Source organism: Vibrio sp. Vb1574, assembly GCF_033338675.1.
Window position 1 is genome coordinate 59,715 of the sequence record NZ_JAWOTC010000007.1, and the last position, 17,471, is coordinate 77,185.

A 17,471-nucleotide genomic window follows, 5' to 3' on the forward strand; every position below is an offset into this window, starting at 1 on the left:
CAGTTTAGTCAAGCTTATCCGCTTTGCCTGCTGGTCCCGCGAGTTTTGCTAGCCACTTATCCCAGATAAACGGCGTTTTCTCGTTATCTTCTGCTTCCTCTTTTCGACGTACCGCGTTGCGCACTATCATAGCCCCGGTCCAGCGAAGCGGTTCTGGTGGGAAATACCCCAACGGTCCTTTGGCTAAACCACTGTTCGTCCACTCGTTATCGATTCCCAATATCAATGAAGATAAGATCTTTCCGCCCATTCGAGTCTGCGCTACACCATTGCCTGAATAACCAAATCCGTAAAAGATATTGCTCTGTTTATCTAGCTCGCCGAAAAAAGGGAAACCAGTAGCAGAACGATCAGAGCCCCCCGTCCATGAATAAGCAAACTCCTCTCCTCTCAAATGAGGAAACAACTTATCGAACGACTTGCGCAGTAGACCTTGGTAGCGTGTTGGCTTGTTAAACATTGCGTCAACGTGGTTATTGAAAGAAAACTGATTGCCGCCTTTCCCCAACATCAAACGGCCATCTGGCGTATCTCGGTAATAGTGGACGAAGATACGTGAATCCAACACGCTAGAACCTGCCTGCCAACCAGATAGAGGTAGTGCGTCACCAAGCGGCTTGGTGATCACCATGTCGGAAGAGACCACCACGATACTGTTTTTGAACTGTTTAAACTGCTCCACCATCCATGCATTTAATGCCAATACCACCTGCTGCGCTTGAACATTTCCTTTAGGTGTACAGACAGTGGCAGGTTTTCCATAATCTAGACGCGTCATCGGCGTGTTCTCATAAACTTCTACACCCAGATCAATAGCAACACGGCGTAACCCCCTCACTAATAATGCAGGTTGAACGCTGGCTGCAACTGGAGAGTGAAAGCCTTCTATATGTCGAGGTGAACCCGCATTGGCACGCAGTTCCTCCACCGAGCAACGACGCCAACTGTTCACTTCTAATCGCTTTAACTCGTCCACAACTGGCTGCATTCCCCCAGTTTGAGCCTGATTGGTTGCAGTGTAATAAACCCCTTTCAACGATAAGTGCGCATCGATGTTGTGCTGCTGACAAAAGTCGTCAATCTCTAGCACTGCTTGTTCCGACTCTTTTACTAACCAAGCAGCATGTTCTTCACCGAATAACCGTTTCGATGTCGGAAACTTGGTAGACCAAGTCAGCATACAACCGCCGTTTGCGCCCGATGCACCACTGCCACAAAGGCCTTTTTCAATCACGACTACCTTTTTTTCCGGAGATTGCTGCTTAATCATAATCGCGGTCCAAAGTCCGGTGTATCCGCCACCAACAATCGCAACGTCAGTATTAATGTTCTGCTGTAACGGTTGTGGCGTTTCTGGTTGCTCAGCTTCAATTGCCTGCTTGAACCAATATGAATGATGTGTCATCGGGTATCCTCGTTAGTGCGTTACATCCATTTCCGCAAACACTTTACAAACGATGATGACAATCAACGAGCAAGAAAATCTAACGCTGAGCGATAGAAAATGTTGCACTGAGAGTGTGCGAATTTTCGCTTCCAACAAAAACAAAATGGGGAGCTCGTGACTCCCCAAAACAAACAGCAAAAAATATTAGTGGTAAACAATTCGAGTCCGTCTTACTGGTTAGTATTTACCGGTATCACGCATGCGGTACTCGTATTGAACATTGAGAATAGGCTGGTAAACAACTTGCCCGTCACTTTGCAAGAACTCATTTACCATGACTTTTGAGTCAGTGATAGAAAACGATTGGCGATCAACATACGTTGTAAGGCTCGTAAACTCATCACGGAGTTGTCCAGATGATTTATTTTGGTAGCTTTGGATCATGTCTCGGCCCATTTCATAAGCCGCTTGTTTGCTATCCATTACGTCGCCATGGATAGTTTCGGTATCGTTTGTCCACTGATAACCACCAGCAAGAGCCATAGAAGGTGCAGCAATCAGAGCAATCGTACTTGCTAAAGTTGTTAAGCGTTTCATAAACCTCTCCTTACTTACCTTTACATCGGGCCAAAATTGGCTCGATACTTATAAGGTACGTATAAAGACCTAAAACACGTCAAAACAATTTCAAATAATGTTCAATTTTCGTTCAACTTATTTCACATTAACTTAGCAACTCAACGTCATATTCAGCCGACATTCGCATTTTCTTCATTTTGAACAATGGGTTTCAACCTGACACTTCCTTACCAAACCATACAATACCTAAGGTCAATTTTCTCTTAGAATTCCAGCAAAAGAACAGTGTTCAAAACCTTACAAAAACGTCGGACACAGCAAAAACCACCTCTTTTCAGTCGTGCTTTGCATTCCTCCTTTTCGGGTTCTTCGCTGCTCGTCCGTCGGTTCTTAATTGTCGCTATTGAGCACAAGTTAATCTGGAGTGAAAATGACCGCGAACAAATCCATTTTTTACCATAGCAAATCGATTTACTCAGATGATTATGCTGATGTCTACAAGCCAATTTGGACCTACAGAGCTAAGTTCATCTTACGTGCGCTTTATTACAAACGTGCGTTTAAGCACCTTTCAGACAATATTGAATCGTCATTGTTAGAGTTGCTTTGTACGCGTACACACCGATTCCTAGAAAAACCGTTTCGCCCGTACATCATCAAGAATAACTCCGCCTTTGATCGCTCCAACTTGGTGGTTGATCACTATAAAACGATTTCAGAACTGTTTTCTAAACAAACAATCGAAGAAATCTACACAGACTCGAAAGGCCTAACATTAGCCTCTTTTGAAATTGACGAAATACTGTACTCGGTGAGATTAGTATACGAAGCACGTTATCAAAAAGAAGGCGACATGAGCCTAGTGCTGCACAGCGCTGAAGATGGCAACTTCTACACGCTCTCTTTTACGCTAGGTCACATCGAATCTGGACGCAGTATTATGATTGGCGGCTTACAAGGACCGCGAAGCAGTGAAGAAAACAACGCGAAAATTAAAAAGCTAACCCGTAAGCTTTACGGACAGAGACCAAAAAGCTTGATGGTGAGCTTGCTCACTTTGCTCGCACAAATTTGGGAAGTAAATACGATTCTAGCAGTGAAAACGCAGTCCCATACATACGCAGCTAAGCGCTACAGCAAAGGGCGAATCAAAACGGATTACGATGCACTCTGGCAAGAATTGGGCGGCACCGAATACAATCGTCATTTTTACTCAATTGATGTAAATGCACCCCGTCGAGATATCGAAGGCATGTCGCGCTCTAAGCGTTCGATGTATCGTCGCCGTTATGAATGGCTAGACAACACCAAGATCACTTTCGAACAAATATTAAAAGGCGAGCAAGCTAAAAGCTAAGGAGAAACGTTCATGCGTTATTCATTCATTACTGCTTTAGTGCTGTCGGCTTTTTCTTTGTCAGCCAATGCAGAAACCAGTGAGCACATCATAGGTACAAACATTGGTTATGGCGATGTGAACTACGATGCTCCGACAAGCAAAGAATCAGGCGACATGTTCTTAGGTGAAATATATTACCGCTACATGCCAACACATAACTTTGGTATCGAAGCAGGTTATAAAGGCGCGTTTGACGGTATCGGCTCGATACTCGTGAGTCCGATTTCAGAAGTCACCGATACGAGCTTCTCCGGACCTCGCTTGAGTGGCTATGCTAGCTATCCTCTGGGTTCAGGTTTCGAACTGTACGGCAAGGCAGGTGTCACTCTCTACACTCTCGAATACACTTATAAAGTGAACGGTCAGAGCAAGAACATCGAACACTCAAGTGTCGGAGGTGAAGCGGCTGGCGGTATCGGCTGGAGCTATAAACACTTTGGTTTGAATGCAGAATATGTGTACTCAAAAAACAGCGATTTTGACTCTAACGGCGTGATGTTTGGTGCGCAACTGCGTTTTTAAACAAGGCTTACAAGTTAATACAAAAGGCAGCGAGAGGCTCATTCGCTGCCTTTTTTCGTGAATATAGGTCAATACGCAAGCGCGAGAATGATCCCCGCCACAATCGAAGTAACGCCAAGCCCTCGGGTGAGATACCATTTCTCAGACAGAAACCAAATCCCCATAAACAATCCAAACACAATGCTGATTTGCCTTAGTGCTACGACCAAGCTAACGTTGTCTGTCATGGTCATCGCAAACAGCACCAAGCCGTAGGTGGATGCCATCATTACCCCTGCCATGCTGGCTGTTTTGCGGATCTGCCACGCTGTCTTAATCTCATCTGGTTTGCCCGTAACTAAGCACCACACAAGAGCAGGAATACCAATTGCCCAAAACTGCACGCCCAAGTAGAAGATTGCACTGTACTGATCATTCAAGATCTCTGATGCTTGTCCTGTGAGTAAACTCAGCGCTTCTTTGTCGACCACCGAGTAACCCGTTGTGCCTATTGCGGCAATCAATGCCCAGAACACACCAACGTTCAAATAGGAGCCCAATGTCATTTGACGAAAATTCGTCAGTGGCACCAGCATACAACCAAGGGTAATCAGCAAGAACCCAAGCCACTGCTGACTGGATAATTCATGCCCCAATGCCACACTGATTGCGCCGACCATCATCACAGGCAGTGCCCGAGCAATCGGATAAACCACACCCACGTCTGCGTGCTTATAAGCGACAATCAAACCGACTAGATAGACCATTTGTGAAATGCCGCTAATGAACAGCAATCCCCAAAATTCACTCGGTAATGATGTCCAACCAATGGTCGCCAAATACCAAATCAAATAAGGGGTAAGAATGGCACATGCAGAAAAGCTGGCCGCCATAGTAAACGCGAGTCCAGAGCCTGAGTTGCTTTTGCCAAGGATATTCCAACCCGCATGGAGAACAGCAGAAAAAACGACGAGACCAATCGCCAACAAATCCATTTCAATGTTCCTGTCTGAATAAAATAAAGGCCCCGAGATGGAGCCTTATATAATGAGAAAATCCACTTAACGATTGAGTTCCGCAAGAGATTCAATGCTGATGGCATCGTGTCGCCAATACTCGATATCGCAATCAATCAACTCACCGTGCTGGTTGTAGTTGATGCGCTCCACCACCATCGCTGGCGTGCCGGCTGTCGCGCGCAATGCTTGAGCCATTTCACCCAACAAAGTACTGGTTGAAATGCGGTAGCGAATCTTTTGATATGTAACGCCATAATGATCGCGATAAATGTCCGTCAGCGAATTTGATAAATCGTAGTCCAACAGGTTCGGAAATAACTCTGGGCGAATGTAGTTTGTTACGAATACCACAGGTCTGTCTTCAAGGTATCGCACACGGTCGACTCGATACACGTCCGAGAAAGGCTGCAAGTCCAGCAAGCGCGCGGCTTGTTTGTTTGCCAGCGTCCCTTTTGCTGCAACCAACTCCGTTTTTGGCACACGATTTTGCGCTTTCGCCATGTTCGGGAAGTTCAGCGTTTGGGTTGGGTCGTAACGCAATGGCTCAGGTGAGATAAACCAACCTCGGCGATCTTCGCGATAGATTCGACCTTCTGCTTCCAGCAGTGATAACGCTTCACGCAAAGTGACGCGTGTAGTATCGAACGACTCCGCCAACTTACGCTCTGCTGGCAGTTTTTGACGCGGCGATAGCATGCCCGCTTCAATCTGTTCAACAATCGAATCTTTAATTTTTACGTATTGCACGAAGTGTCCTTATCTTTTGCGCCAAGCTTGTGTGCGATTTTCTAACAATTTACCCAAAGTCATCTGAACAATCTTCGCAATTGCGGCAGCCATCATGATCATCACAGCCATCGCTGCTGCAGCGCCAGTTTGACCTGCATCGTCCATGTTCAGAATCGAGACCGAAGCCGGAATCGTATAGGTTGAGTAAAGGAATACTACCGCAGAAGTGGTGGTCAATGCATTAACAAACAAGTAAGTCGCAATGTCCAAAATCGCAGGTAAACACACAGGTAATGTCACTTTAAAGAACAACTTGTATTGAGGGAGCTTCACCGATGCCGCCGTGGCTTCAATCTCCGATGGCAACTGCTTTAGCGCTGTCAGGGCTGTCATGTGCCCCACTGTGTAGTAATGCACTACCGTGTTAATCACCAAGAATGCCATGGTGCCATAAAGCACGTTCAGAGGATTGTTCGCATCGTTGAAGTAAAAGATGTAGCCCAAGCCAAGCACCATACCCGGAACTGCCATTGGCACCACGCTAAGCATTTGCATTACCTGACGAATTGGACCAAACGCACGCCCTTTCTCAATGCAGTAAGCACCGACAAAGATGATGGCTGTACCAATAACCGCTGTCCAACCTGCCAGCGTTAGCGAGTTGAAGAATGGGCTCCAACCGTAAGTGCTCATTTCGGCAAAGTTGTAGTTATTTAGCGTCAGCGCTTTGTTCCAAGGCCAGAATGTAACTAACGAGCCATACACCGCCATGCCAAGCACAGCCAGCACTGCAATAGAAATGATGCTGCAGTAAACCAAACAGATGCTGTCGCGCGCTTTGTTAGGTTCTGGCTGATAAGGCACCGAGCGAGTGTCAAATAAGCTTTTTTGCTTTTTCTGAACCCAGCGGTCTGCGCCGAACGCCATTACCGCAGGGAATAGAAGCATAATGCTTGTCACCGCACCCATGGCAAAGTTTTGCTGTCCCACAACTTGTTTGAAGATGTCAGTCGCCAAAACGTTGTAGCTGCCCCCAATCACTTTCGGCACACCAAAGTCCGTGATAACCAGCGTAAAGACGACAATAAGCGTACTGATCAAACCGTATTTCGCCGCAGGTAACGTCACCATAAAGAAGGTTTTGATGGGTGAGGTTTTGAGTGCGCGGGCTGCTTCATACAAGCGGGCATCTGAAGTGCGCAGCGAAGTGGTCAAAATCATCAATGCATGAGGGAAGGTCCAGAAAATCAAACCCATCGAGATACCAATCACGCCGTAAATCGAGTTTCCTAACAGCATCTCTTTAGCAATGCCTTGATTACCGAAAAGGAAGATCAAACTGATCGCCGGCAACAACGAAGGCGCGAGAATCGGCGCAGTACCTAGGATTTGGAACAAACCTTTAAACGGCATGCATGAACGCGTCAGCGCGTAGGCATAGCCAAACGCAAGCACACCCACTACTGAGGTCACAATCACGCCCAAAGTGAAGGTGTTTCCCACCGACACCCACAAGCTTGAAGAGGAAAAGTACGTCGCAAAGTTTGCCAATCCGACAAATTCGCCATTGGCATTTTGCACACTCTTGGTCAACATTGCCCAAAGCGGCATTAAAATGAACAGCACCATCATGGTCGACAAACCAGCGAGCAAACCAAACAACACTAGGTTATCGCGGCTGACACGTCCGAGTAGGGATTTTGCTTTGTCTTGTGTGGTCAGGCTATTCATCGTCATTGTCTTCGCATCCATGTTTACACCTACGCTGCTAGCGCTTTATCAACCGAGGGCACGGCGTAACCATGCAGCCCTTCTTCAGCAAACTGGATGTAACGTACATCGCCCGCCTTGATATTGAGTTTTTGAACCTTTTCCACAGGCACATCCACTACGATGGTTTTCGTTGAGCTGTCGTTTTGCAATACGCAATCAATGCGGAAAAACGCCCCCAAAAACTCGGTAGCCGTAACTCGCACAGGTAAAGAGTTGTTGTAGTTTTCAACGAACTTGATGCTTTCAGGACGCACCGCAAGGTCAAAGCGGTCACCACGTTGAATCTTACGATTGGTCAAGCTTGGCGCTGGCATCAAGGTTTCAGCAATGCGCACTTGGGAGTCCGTTGCAACTGAGGTTTCAATAAAGTTCATGCTGCCGACAAACTCCGCAACAAAGCGCGTTGCTGGTTGTTGGTAGATCTCTTGAGGTGTGCCAACTTGCTCAATCACACCATGGTTCATTACAACGATACGATCCGCCATCGACAACGCTTCGTCCTGATCGTGCGTAACCATGATGGTGGTGATGCCCAGCTTGCGTTGCAGCTTACAAATCTCGTCACGTAAGTGAACACGTACTTTTGCATCCAGCGCTGACAGCGGCTCATCAAGCAGCAGTAGACCCGGAGACAACGCCAATGCACGAGCCAAAGCAACACGCTGCTGTTGACCACCAGAAAGCTGGTTAGGGAATTTCTCGCCAGAGGTTGGAAGACCAATGGTTTCTAGCCAGTAATCTACTTTCTCTAACGCTTCTTTGGTCGACATGCCTTGGTTCTTCAAACCCACCGCAATGTTCTCTTGCACAGTTAGGTTCGGAAACAGCGCGTAAGATTGGAATACGATGCCGAAATCGCGCTTCTCTGGTGGTAGGAATGTGGTCTCTTGACCGTTTTGAAAAATCGCACCAGACGTTGGCAAGTCTAAACCTGCAATGGCACGTAATAAAGTGGTTTTACCGCAGCCAGAAGGACCAAGAAAACAAACGAACTCGCCCTTTTCAATCGCTAGCGAGATTTTCTTTAATGCAGTGAACTGTCCGAATTGCTTCACTACATTTTCAATATTTAGGTAATGTTGGTTAGTTGACATAACACACGCTCCAAATGGTATATACCAACTTTAGTTTTGGAGTGTTACGTTCCAATGACAAATTTATAGCCAGAAGATGACAAATAGATGAAGGGCGATGAGGTTTGTTTAAGCGGTAATTAGAGATTCCCGACTCACTCCTTCGTCGCTCTCGAGAATGACGTTGTGAGTGTAGATAGAAGCTCCCAACTTTCTTAAGTCCGTCATTCCAGCGAACCTAGGTGAGACTAGGAATCTACTTTCAACAAACTCTGAAATAAAAGAGAAAACAAAAAATCCACCTCAACCGAGGTGGATTTCAACATTCAACTCAAAGCAAATTCCATTAAGACTTTGGCTCTGATTTCGCGTCGAACTTCTCAGACCATGCCGCTAGGATCTCTGCACGCTTGCTGCCCATTTGCGCGAAGTCCATCTTCGCCATGTTCTCTTGAACGTTAGGGAAGTTAGATACGGTCGCTTTCACGTCTTTATGTGCAACCACTGGGTACATTTCTACGTAAAGCTCGTTTGCCTCTTTAGAGATTGACCAGTCCACAACACGTTTCGCTGCATCCGATTCTTTTACTAGACCAACAGCTTCTGATTCCCAGCCGATGCCTTTTGGTGTGATAACCGCTAGTGGTGCACCTTGTGTTTTCAGCTTCGCGCCGCGGCTCGCCATCGAGATACCGATAGCCACTTCACCCATACCCGCTTGAACACATGGCTTAGAACCCGAGTGCGTGTAGTGTGCAATGTTCTTGTCTAGGTCACGCATGTAGTTCCATGCCTGATCTTCACCCATGTTTTGTAGCCAAGCAGAAACCTGCATGTAGCCAGTGCCTGAAGAAGCTGGGTTAGGCATTGCAATGTGACCTTTGTAAACCGGCTTTGTTAGGTCTTCCCAAGACGTTGGTTTCGGTAGGTTAAGTTGTTTCGCTACCGCTTCGTTGAAACAAACTGCGTTAAAGAACGCATCGTTACCGAACCAAGCTTGGTTTGATTGAGGGTCGTTTAGATTCGCGTGCAGCTCTTCCAAACCTTTTGGTGTGTAAGGCTTAAGAAGACCTTCATCTTTAAGCAGTGCCATTGACGAGCCAGCAAGACCCCAAACCACTTCCGCTTGAGGGTTGTTCTTTTCTGCCAGCAATTTCGCCGTCATGATACCGGTTGAATCGCGAACCCACTTAATCTTGATATCTGGGTTATCTTTCTCAAACGCAGACTTGTATTTCGCAAGAATGTCAGTTTCGAAAGCGGTGTAAACCGTGACTTCCTGTGCTGCCATTGCATTCGTAGCTAGCAGAGAGACAAGTGCAGCCAGCGATCCTTTCATCAAACGGTTTTTCATCATTTTCTCCAGTTAATTTGGCTAAGTTTTAATTTGGTCTGTACCAAATGACGATATACACCCTACTGAGCCTTTGTGACGAAATCATGACCATTAAATGGCAGTTTTACGAAAATTATCGATGAATAATCGTTCAATTGATCCGCCATTTTCTGGATATTAAAGTTTTATGAAATTGGAGACTCGCCTATTTACTGCCCTTTTCTTCCTCGCTAGAGTGAACTTGAAATTTGGTGTAGACCAATTAGCCTATTCTGATGGAAATCGAGATGAAAAACGAATACCTACTACTGACTCCAGGTCCTCTATCTACTTCTGAAACAGTACGTGAAGCCATGCTAAAAGACTGGTGTACTTGGGATGATGAATACAACAAAGACATTGTAGAAGTGATCCGCACTAAGCTTGTAAAACTGGCGACGGAACAAGACGGCTACACCAGCGTACTAATGCAAGGTAGCGGCACCGCATCAGTAGAAGCGACGATTGGCAGCGCCATTGGCAAAGATGGAAAATTGTTGGTTGTCGACAACGGTGCTTACGGTGCGCGTATCGCTCAGATCGCTGATTACCTAAATATTCCATGCCATGTAGTTTCCCCAGGCGAAACATCACAGCCACACTTGAACGAGGTGGAAACTGCATTGGCATCGGATCCTGCTATCACACACGTGGCAATTGTTCACTGTGAGACAACCACTGGCATGCTTAACCCAATTGAGGCATTTGCTTCTGCGGCAAAAGCACACGGTAAAGTGGTGATTCTCGATGCCATGTCGAGTTTTGGTGGCATTCCTATCGATATCGCAGAGCTTGGCATCGATTTTATGATCAGCTCTGCAAACAAATGTATTCAAGGCGTACCGGGCTTTGGCTTTGTGATTGCGAAACAAACTGAGCTAGAAAAGTGCCAAGGTCAGGCACGTTCTTTGAGCCTTGATCTGTACGACCAATGGCAGTGCATGGAAGTGAACCACGGCAAATGGCGTTTCACGTCTCCAACGCACACGGTGCGCGCTTTCTACCAAGCCTTGTTAGAACTGGAACAAGAGGGCGGCATTGAAGCGCGTCATCACCGTTACCAAACTAACCAGAAAACACTGGTTGCAGGTATGCGCTCTCTGGGTTTTGAGCCACTACTGAGTGATGACCTTCATTCGCCAATCATCACTTCTTTCTACTCTCCGACGCACAGTGATTACCAGTTCAAAGCGTTCTACACACGTTTGAAAGAGCAGGGCTTCGTGATCTATCCGGGTAAGGTATCGAACGCAGATTGCTTCCGCATCGGCAACATTGGCGAAGTTTACCCAGCAGATATCGAGCGCTTAATCGGTGCGATTGAAAAAGCAATGTATTGGCAAGTTGCGTAAAGCAACCTTCTGATTGAGAGAGCGTTATGACTCAGAATATCAAACCGACCCATTTTCGCAGCGAAGGCGATGTCAACACGACACCTGCGCGCCAAGCTTGGAATGCATCGATGGATGACGAACGCACGCAAGCATTACTGAAGCGTGATTCGGAGGTCTTTCTTCATCAAGCCATGTCAACGCCTTGCTTAGATACCTTGGAAGCAGCAGAAGGCATCTACATCCAAGATGCTACCGGCAAAAAGTACATGGATTTCCATGGCAATAACGTCCATCAACTGGGCTACGGTCATCCGCATGTGATTAAACGCGTGCAAGAGCAAATTGCCAAACTTCCGTTTTCACCACGCCGTTTTACCAACGAGACCGCGATTGAATGTGCCGAAAAACTCACCCAAATCTGTGGCGGCGAATTGAACCGCGTGCTGTTTGCTCCGGGTGGCACATCTGCAGTTGGCATGGCACTTAAACTAGCGCGCCACATCACGGGCAACTACAAGGTGGTGTCTCTGTGGGATTCTTTCCACGGCGCATCGTTGGATGCCATCTCTGTGGGCGGCGAAGCGTGTTTCCGCCAAGGCATGGGACCATTAATGGCAGGCGTTGAACGCATTCCACCAGCCGTATCTTACCGAGGCGCTTTCCCAGTCGCGGACGGCAGCGATGTGCATTACGCCGATTACCTCGAATACGTGATTGAGAAAGAAGGCGGCGTGGGCGCGTTTATCGCAGAAGCAGTTCGCAACACGGATGTTCAAGTGCCAAGTAAAGCCTACTGGAAACGCATCCGTGAAATCTGTGACAAACACAATGTCATGCTGATCATCGACGACATCCCTAACGGAATGGGTCGCAGCGGCGAATGGTTTACCTACCAAGCCTACGACATCGAGCCAGATATGCTCTGCATCGGTAAAGGTTTGGGTGGTGGCTTAGTGCCTATCGCAGCCATGGTAACCAAAGACAAATACAACACCGCCGAGCAAATCTCCATGGGTCACTACACTCATGAGAAAAGCCCTATCGGTTGTGCTGCGGCACTGGCAACCATGGAAGCCATTGAGCAAGACGGCTTGCTAGATAAAGCCAAAGCCGACAGCCAGTTCATGCGTGAAAAGCTGCTAGAGATGAAAGCCAAGTACCCTGTGATTGGTGATGTTCGTGGCATTGGCATGTTGTGGGGTATTGAGTTGGTCACTGACCACGAAAGCAAGGCACGCGCGTATGACGAAGCGGAAGCTGTGTTGTACCAATGCCTCAACAATGGTGTGAGCTTCAAGGTATCGCAAGGCAATGTGATTCAACTCAGCCCACCGCTGATCATCACCCGCGAACAACTAACAGAAGCGTTGGCGATCTTCGAAGAAGCCATCGCCAAAGTGTGTAAAGACTTTAACTACTTTTAGGGTCAATAGACCTCAACAAAATCAATTTATTCAGAGCGCGGTTCCAACGAGTGGGCAAGCGCTCTGGCAAGCAAGAAAAAGGATTGAACATGAGCAACTCACCAATTCAAGCAGTGATCTTTGACTGGGCTGGCACTATCGTCGATTTCGGCTCTTTTGCGCCAACTAGCATCTTTGTGGAAGCATTCAAACAAGGCTTTGATTTTGACATCGACCTTGAAGAAGCACGTGAGCCAATGGGGCTTGGTAAGTGGGATCACATCCAAGCTGTGGGTCGCATCCCTGCAGTTGATAAACGTTGGAATGAGAAGTTTGGGCGCTCAATGACCAACGAAGACATCGACGCAATTTACGCGGCATTTATGCCTCTGCAAAAAGCAAAAGTGGCTGGCCACGCAGAGCCAATCCTTAATGCGATTGAAGTTGTGAACGCTCTGAAAGACAAAGGCATCAAGATCGGTTCTTGTTCTGGTTACCCTCGCGAAGTGATGGACGTACTGATTCCTGTTGCAGCGGATTACGGCTACAAACCGGATTACGTAGTAGCAACGGATGACCTACCACAAGGTGGTCGCCCTGCACCATTTATGGCATTGAAAAACGTGATTGAGCTGAATGTAACGGACGTTAATGCGTGTATCAAAGTGGATGACGCAGCACCGGGCATCGATGAAGGTCACAACGCCGGTATGTGGACCGTTGGTTTGCTGCTTTCTGGTAACGAAGCGGGTCTAACGTTTGAAGAATACCAAGCCGCGGACGAAGCAACGCTTGATGCCGCTCGTGAAAAAGCGCGTGCAAAATTGATCAAGAGCTCGCCGCACTACCTTATCGACACCATTGCTGACTTCCCAGAAGTGGTTGCAGATATCGAACGTCGCCTAGCAGCAGGTGAGCGTCCTTAGTCGACAATCACTATTCTCACGCATAAAAAAACCTCTCAGCATCGAGAGGTTTTTTGTATCACGTATTAGTTTCTAACCAAATGAGGTTAGTTGATCGCAGTACTAGCTCGGCGTTTTAGCTTAAAGCCCATGTCCGTTGCATGCTCTACAGGCTCACCTTTAATGGCTTGCAGTAACTTGTCTGCGGCTTTCGTCCCCATACGTTCGTAATCGAATTCCGCGCAGGTCAAACTTGGGTAGGCGTGCTCACCCATCGAAGAGCCTTCCAAACAGATAATCGCAATGTCGGTCGGGACTTTCAGCACTCGGCGGTGACACTCAAACAACGCGCCAATCGCAATCTCTTCATGGCTACATACCAGAGCATTCAAACTTGAATCGCGCAGCAATAACTTTGCCAACCCTTCCGCACCTAATTGTGAAGATGGCGCTTCGTGGGTGGTTAAGAAATGGTCCGGTGCAAGGTAGTTCTCAATCATCGCGCTTTGCCAGCCGTGTAGCTTACGTTGCAAAGTGGAGTGATCCCCACGCGCACCAATGAAGCCAACGTTCTTGAAGCCTTGTTCAATCACATGCTTGGTACAGGCTTTACCCACCTCAAAATGGTCAACACCGATATTGAGATAGCTCGCTTTCGAACTTAACTCAGCAATTTCCAATACTGGCGTATTCGAGGCTTCCAAAAGCTGATTGGTTCGCTGGCTGTGTTCATTACCAAACAACACCACTCCGGCTGGACGGCTCTCAAGAAATGTCGAAAGCAGTTTCTCTTCTTGTTCTACCGAGTAGTCGCTGTAGCCAAGCAGTAACTGATAACCCGCCTTGTTCAACGCTTGTTGAAAGCTCGGTAAGAAAAGCGCGCACGCTTTTTCAAACAGGGAAGGAATGATAAGAGCGATGGAGTAGCTTTCAGCAGACGCCAAAGCCCCTGCCGCTTTATTCGGGATATAGCCGAGCTCATCAACCACTTGTTGAATCTTTTCTCTCAGCTTGTCAGATACTAGCTCAGGCGTTCGTAATGCTCTCGACACCGTCATGGTGCCTACGCCGGCTTTTTTAGCGACGTCCGCCAAGGTGACATTGCCAGTACTTCTTCGTTTGCGAGGTTCGCTCATTGTTCTTATTTAGTGTTCTCTATTTTCTGCCGCGACATCTTACCACAGCGTTTTAGTGGTTTTGATATTAGCGCATTAGAAGTCGATCACAAGCATATGAAACTCGGATGACTGATAAAAATGGTAGCGCTATCACAATTTATGATAGCGCTATCAGATAGCGCTACCATTTGTGATCATTCTCAGGTTTTTCTGACAAATTGATCGATAAAGTACCCATCAACAAAACAACAAACCGGAAAGATCCAATGCTACGTGAACTGATTACCTCTGATGTGATTCGCATCCATTCTGATGCCACTGACTGGAAAGATGCGGTGAGCAAATCCTGTGAAGCACTGATTGAAAATGGCGCGATTGAGCCAAGCTACGTGGACGCTATTTACCGCTCCCACGAAGAGCTTGGTCCTTACTACGTGGTAGGTCCTGGTATGGCAATGCCACACGCTCGCCCTGAAGATGGCGTTAACCGTTTGTCTCTTGCTATCACGGTGATTCAAAACGGCGTGAACTTCGATTCTGAAGGTAACGACCCAGTGAAAATGCTGGTTACGCTAGCCGCGACAGACAGTAACTCGCACGTGGATGCGATTTCTAAACTGGCTGAGTTGTTTATGAATGAAGAGCATGTAGAAGCCATCTGCTCCGCTCAAAACACACAAGATGTTCTTGCGATCATCGAAAAATACTAACTCCTGATGTGCCCTTCAAAATGGGCATACACCCCTATAAAAAGAAAAGGTCTGAATTATGAAAATTATGGTTGTTTGCGGTCACGGTCTTGGTACTAGCCTAATGATGGAAATGAGCATCAAAGGCATCGTGAAAGAATTGAATGTAAACGCAGAAGTGGATCATATCGATCTAGGTTCTGCAAAAGGTACGGATTGTGACATCTTCATCGGTACTAACGACATCGTTGAACAGTTGAACGCGCTTGGCGTTGAACCTCGCATCGTTGCGCTTGATAACATGGTCGACAAAGTGGCAATGAAAGAGCGTCTATCTGTGGCACTTCAAGAGCTTGGCGCTCTATAAGGTGGCGTTATGGAATTCTTCAGTTTCTTAATGAACGATGTCCTATCAGAGCCGGCGGTTCTGGTAGGTCTCATCGCCCTAATCGGCTTAATTGCCCAGAAAAAACCGGTCACCGAGTGTATTAAAGGCACGGTAAAAACCATTCTAGGTTTCATCGTGCTTGGCGCGGGTGCTGGTCTGGTTGTGACTTCTCTGGGTGACTTTGCGACGATTTTCCAACACGCATTTGGCATCACTGGCGTGGTTCCAAACAACGAAGCTATCGTCTCTATCGCGCAAGAAGCGTTTGGTAAAGAGATGGCGATGATCATGTTCTTCGGTATGTTAGTGAACATCTTGATCGCTCGCTTCACGCCATGGAAATTCATCTTCCTAACAGGTCACCACACACTATTTATGTCGATGATGGTAGCGGCGATCCTTGCTTCTAGCGGCATGAAAGGTGTTCCACTGATCGCGCTTGGCTCTCTGGTTGTGGGCTCTGTGATGGTGTTCTTCCCTGCGATTGCTCACAAGTACATGAAGCAAGTAACAGGTTCTGACGACGTTGCGATTGGTCACTTCTCTACCCTTTCTTACGTACTAGCTGGCTTTATTGGCAGCAAGTTCGGTAACAAAGAACACTCTACTGAAGAGATGAACGTACCTAAGAGCTTGTTGTTCCTACGTGACACGCCAGTGGCAATCTCGTTCACTATGGGCATCATCTTTATGGTGACGTGTATCTTCGCTGGCGGTGACTTTGTACGCGAAGTCAGCGGTGGTAAGCACTGGTTCATGTTCGCGCTGATGCAATCCATCACATTCGCCGGTGGTGTGTACGTTATCCTTCAAGGTGTACGTATGGTTATCGCAGAAATCGTTCCAGCGTTTAAAGGCATCTCAGACAAACTAGTACCAAACGCAAAACCTGCGCTTGATTGTCCGGTTGTATTCCCATACGCACCAAACGCAGTATTAGTTGGCTTCCTATCGAGCTTCGCGGCGGGTCTTGTAGGCATGTTCCTACTTTACGTGATGGGTCTTACTGTGATTATCCCAGGCGTCGTTCCGCACTTCTTTGTGGGTGCTGCTGCAGGTGTATTTGGTAACGCTACAGGTGGTCGTCGCGGTGCAATCTTGGGTGCTTTTGCACAAGGTCTACTGATTACCTTCCTACCAGTATTCCTAATGCCAGTGCTTGGTGACCTAGGCTTTGCTAACACAACCTTTAGTGACGCAGACTTCGGCGCTGTTGGTATCTTACTGGGTCTGATTGTTCGCTAAGTGGTTAGCTTAATATGATTAGCTGAGAACTGGCTTGATTGATGCGGGAATAGGCTCATCGGCATCGATCCTAAAGAACCTCTAGTCATAGCAAGCGACTGGCTTTATAAGAACCGGATCATGAAAGAAAACAGACGCCCCTCACGTGAGGGGCGTTTTTCTTTTTGGCACTATCTCAAGGAAGTTTGGCTTATTGAAGCGTAGTTCCGTTAGATAGCAGCTTTCTTGTCGGCTCTTGCTCGGTGTATTCGACCGCATCGTGATCCGCGAGCTTATCGACTTCCGCCTGTTCACCCACCACAATCAACACATGTTGTTTCACCAGAGCATCGACCACTTCAATGTTGTGCTGACGAAGAAGCGCTCTCACCTCGCTCTCTTTTCCTTCATGATACTTAACAAAGTAGCGTGCAGGTTGCTGCTCGGCTTGATCTTGGCGTTCATCCACGAGAGGAAATCCTTGATTGTTTGCCAAGCTGCTTGAGCTCAGTCCGATTGCCAATAGTGCGGTAGCGCCTACCACAGACAAAGAAAGTAAGGTCAACTTCTTCATA

The 17,471-nt window shown here is 47.2% G+C and carries 17 protein-coding genes; 8 read left to right on the forward strand and 9 right to left on the reverse strand.

Translation table 11 applies throughout. The annotated features are described in order from the left end of the window. Positions 1-4: 4 nt before the first annotated feature. Together R7O12_RS07525 and R7O12_RS07530 are read right to left on the reverse strand one after the other, a co-directional pair. Positions 5-1,405, reverse strand: coding sequence for an FAD-dependent oxidoreductase (locus R7O12_RS07525; protein ID WP_318125729.1), 1,401 nt, complete (start codon positions 1,403-1,405; stop codon positions 5-7). Between the two features lie 219 nt (positions 1,406-1,624). Beyond that, a complete protein-coding gene (locus R7O12_RS07530) occupies positions 1,625-1,984 on the reverse strand; it encodes a DUF3316 domain-containing protein (RefSeq protein WP_017819758.1) in 360 nt (119 codons plus the stop codon). Positions 1,985-2,396: 412 nt separating this feature from the next. Here R7O12_RS07530 and R7O12_RS07535 point away from each other — a divergent pair, with 412 nt between their 5' ends. Further along, positions 2,397-3,323 carry a VirK/YbjX family protein gene (locus R7O12_RS07535; protein ID WP_005384371.1) on the forward strand — a complete coding sequence of 309 codons (927 nt, stop codon included), beginning with the start codon at positions 2,397-2,399 and terminating at the stop codon, positions 3,321-3,323. A 12-nt stretch (positions 3,324-3,335) separates the two neighbouring features. Beyond that, a complete protein-coding gene (locus tag R7O12_RS07540) occupies positions 3,336-3,887 on the forward strand; it encodes an outer membrane beta-barrel protein (RefSeq protein WP_138939766.1) in 552 nt (183 codons plus the stop codon). A gap of 68 nt (positions 3,888-3,955) precedes the next feature. Here the strand turns inward: R7O12_RS07540 and R7O12_RS07545 are convergent, their stop codons facing one another. From R7O12_RS07545 to R7O12_RS07565, 5 genes are all read right to left on the reverse strand, one after another. Then, positions 3,956-4,861 (reverse strand): EamA family transporter, encoded by a 906-nt coding sequence (locus tag R7O12_RS07545; RefSeq protein WP_138939767.1) that lies wholly within the window; start codon positions 4,859-4,861, stop codon positions 3,956-3,958. A 66-nt stretch (positions 4,862-4,927) separates the two neighbouring features. Further along, a complete protein-coding gene (gene phnR / locus R7O12_RS07550) occupies positions 4,928-5,632 on the reverse strand; it encodes a phosphonate utilization transcriptional regulator PhnR (RefSeq protein WP_005442366.1) in 705 nt (234 codons plus the stop codon). 9 nt (positions 5,633-5,641) lie between these two features. Further along, entirely contained in the window at positions 5,642-7,366 is a 1,725-nt protein-coding gene (locus tag R7O12_RS07555) for a putative 2-aminoethylphosphonate ABC transporter permease subunit (protein WP_258660775.1), read from the reverse strand. Positions 7,367-7,374: 8 nt separating this feature from the next. Beyond that, entirely contained in the window at positions 7,375-8,481 is a 1,107-nt protein-coding gene (locus tag R7O12_RS07560) for a putative 2-aminoethylphosphonate ABC transporter ATP-binding protein (RefSeq protein WP_258660772.1), read from the reverse strand. A gap of 325 nt (positions 8,482-8,806) precedes the next feature. Continuing rightward, entirely contained in the window at positions 8,807-9,817 is a 1,011-nt protein-coding gene (locus R7O12_RS07565; RefSeq protein WP_114323473.1) for a putative 2-aminoethylphosphonate ABC transporter substrate-binding protein, read from the reverse strand. Between the two features lie 266 nt (positions 9,818-10,083). Here R7O12_RS07565 and phnW point away from each other — a divergent pair, with 266 nt between their 5' ends. The 3 genes from phnW to phnX all read left to right on the forward strand — a co-directional run bounded on the left by phnW (position 10,084) and on the right by phnX (position 13,498). Further along, positions 10,084-11,187 carry a 2-aminoethylphosphonate--pyruvate transaminase gene (phnW, locus tag R7O12_RS07570; protein WP_050920178.1) on the forward strand — a complete coding sequence of 368 codons (1,104 nt, stop codon included), beginning with the start codon at positions 10,084-10,086 and terminating at the stop codon, positions 11,185-11,187. Between the two features lie 26 nt (positions 11,188-11,213). Next, the gene (locus R7O12_RS07575; RefSeq protein WP_029835029.1) at positions 11,214-12,593 is read left to right on the forward strand and encodes an aspartate aminotransferase family protein; all 1,380 of its coding nucleotides are present in this window, start codon (positions 11,214-11,216) and stop codon (positions 12,591-12,593) included. 89 nt (positions 12,594-12,682) lie between these two features. Then, positions 12,683-13,498, forward strand: a complete 816-nt coding sequence (gene phnX / locus R7O12_RS07580) for a phosphonoacetaldehyde hydrolase (RefSeq protein ID WP_149192183.1) — start codon at positions 12,683-12,685, stop codon at positions 13,496-13,498. Between the two features lie 86 nt (positions 13,499-13,584). Here the strand turns inward: phnX and R7O12_RS07585 are convergent, their stop codons facing one another. Beyond that, positions 13,585-14,613: a LacI family DNA-binding transcriptional regulator gene (locus R7O12_RS07585; protein ID WP_005442357.1), complete on the reverse strand. Its 1,029-nt coding sequence runs from the start codon at positions 14,611-14,613 to the stop codon at positions 13,585-13,587. A gap of 248 nt (positions 14,614-14,861) precedes the next feature. On the opposite strand from R7O12_RS07585, the gene R7O12_RS07590 reads away from it, so the two are divergent. The 3 genes from R7O12_RS07590 to R7O12_RS07600 are packed head-to-tail and all read left to right on the forward strand — an operon-like array spanning position 14,862 to position 16,917. Beyond that, on the forward strand, positions 14,862-15,305 hold the full coding sequence (locus R7O12_RS07590; protein ID WP_025768034.1) for a PTS sugar transporter subunit IIA: 444 nt from the start codon (positions 14,862-14,864) through the stop codon (positions 15,303-15,305). A gap of 58 nt (positions 15,306-15,363) precedes the next feature. Then, positions 15,364-15,651, forward strand: coding sequence for a PTS sugar transporter subunit IIB (locus tag R7O12_RS07595; RefSeq protein WP_005374080.1), 288 nt, complete (start codon positions 15,364-15,366; stop codon positions 15,649-15,651). A 9-nt stretch (positions 15,652-15,660) separates the two neighbouring features. Beyond that, positions 15,661-16,917: a PTS ascorbate transporter subunit IIC gene (locus tag R7O12_RS07600; RefSeq protein ID WP_010450752.1), complete on the forward strand. Its 1,257-nt coding sequence runs from the start codon at positions 15,661-15,663 to the stop codon at positions 16,915-16,917. A gap of 190 nt (positions 16,918-17,107) precedes the next feature. On the opposite strand, the gene R7O12_RS07605 is transcribed toward R7O12_RS07600, so the two are convergent. Continuing rightward, positions 17,108-17,470 carry an ATPase gene (locus tag R7O12_RS07605; protein WP_149192185.1) on the reverse strand — a complete coding sequence of 121 codons (363 nt, stop codon included), beginning with the start codon at positions 17,468-17,470 and terminating at the stop codon, positions 17,108-17,110. Position 17,471: the final 1 nt, after the last annotated feature.

Bases quoted from the DNA above. Each gene is read 5' to 3' on its own strand.
- R7O12_RS07525 (WP_318125729.1), bottom strand. From the start codon at position 1,405: ATGACACATCATTCATATTGGTTCAAGCAGGCAATTGAAGCTGAGCAA.
- R7O12_RS07530 (WP_017819758.1), bottom strand. From the start codon at position 1,984: ATGAAACGCTTAACAACTTTAGCAAGTACGATTGCTCTGATTGCTGCA.
- R7O12_RS07535 (WP_005384371.1), top strand. From the start codon at position 2,397: ATGACCGCGAACAAATCCATTTTTTACCATAGCAAATCGATTTACTCA.
- R7O12_RS07540 (WP_138939766.1), top strand. From the start codon at position 3,336: ATGCGTTATTCATTCATTACTGCTTTAGTGCTGTCGGCTTTTTCTTTG.
- R7O12_RS07545 (WP_138939767.1), bottom strand. From the start codon at position 4,861: ATGGATTTGTTGGCGATTGGTCTCGTCGTTTTTTCTGCTGTTCTCCAT.
- R7O12_RS07555 (WP_258660775.1), bottom strand. From the start codon at position 7,366: ATGGATGCGAAGACAATGACGATGAATAGCCTGACCACACAAGACAAA.
- R7O12_RS07560 (WP_258660772.1), bottom strand. From the start codon at position 8,481: ATGTCAACTAACCAACATTACCTAAATATTGAAAATGTAGTGAAGCAA.
- R7O12_RS07565 (WP_114323473.1), bottom strand. From the start codon at position 9,817: ATGATGAAAAACCGTTTGATGAAAGGATCGCTGGCTGCACTTGTCTCT.
- phnW (WP_050920178.1), top strand. From the start codon at position 10,084: ATGAAAAACGAATACCTACTACTGACTCCAGGTCCTCTATCTACTTCT.
- R7O12_RS07575 (WP_029835029.1), top strand. From the start codon at position 11,214: ATGACTCAGAATATCAAACCGACCCATTTTCGCAGCGAAGGCGATGTC.
- phnX (WP_149192183.1), top strand. From the start codon at position 12,683: ATGAGCAACTCACCAATTCAAGCAGTGATCTTTGACTGGGCTGGCACT.
- R7O12_RS07585 (WP_005442357.1), bottom strand. From the start codon at position 14,613: ATGAGCGAACCTCGCAAACGAAGAAGTACTGGCAATGTCACCTTGGCG.
- R7O12_RS07590 (WP_025768034.1), top strand. From the start codon at position 14,862: ATGCTACGTGAACTGATTACCTCTGATGTGATTCGCATCCATTCTGAT.
- R7O12_RS07595 (WP_005374080.1), top strand. From the start codon at position 15,364: ATGAAAATTATGGTTGTTTGCGGTCACGGTCTTGGTACTAGCCTAATG.
- R7O12_RS07600 (WP_010450752.1), top strand. From the start codon at position 15,661: ATGGAATTCTTCAGTTTCTTAATGAACGATGTCCTATCAGAGCCGGCG.
- R7O12_RS07605 (WP_149192185.1), bottom strand. From the start codon at position 17,470: ATGAAGAAGTTGACCTTACTTTCTTTGTCTGTGGTAGGCGCTACCGCA.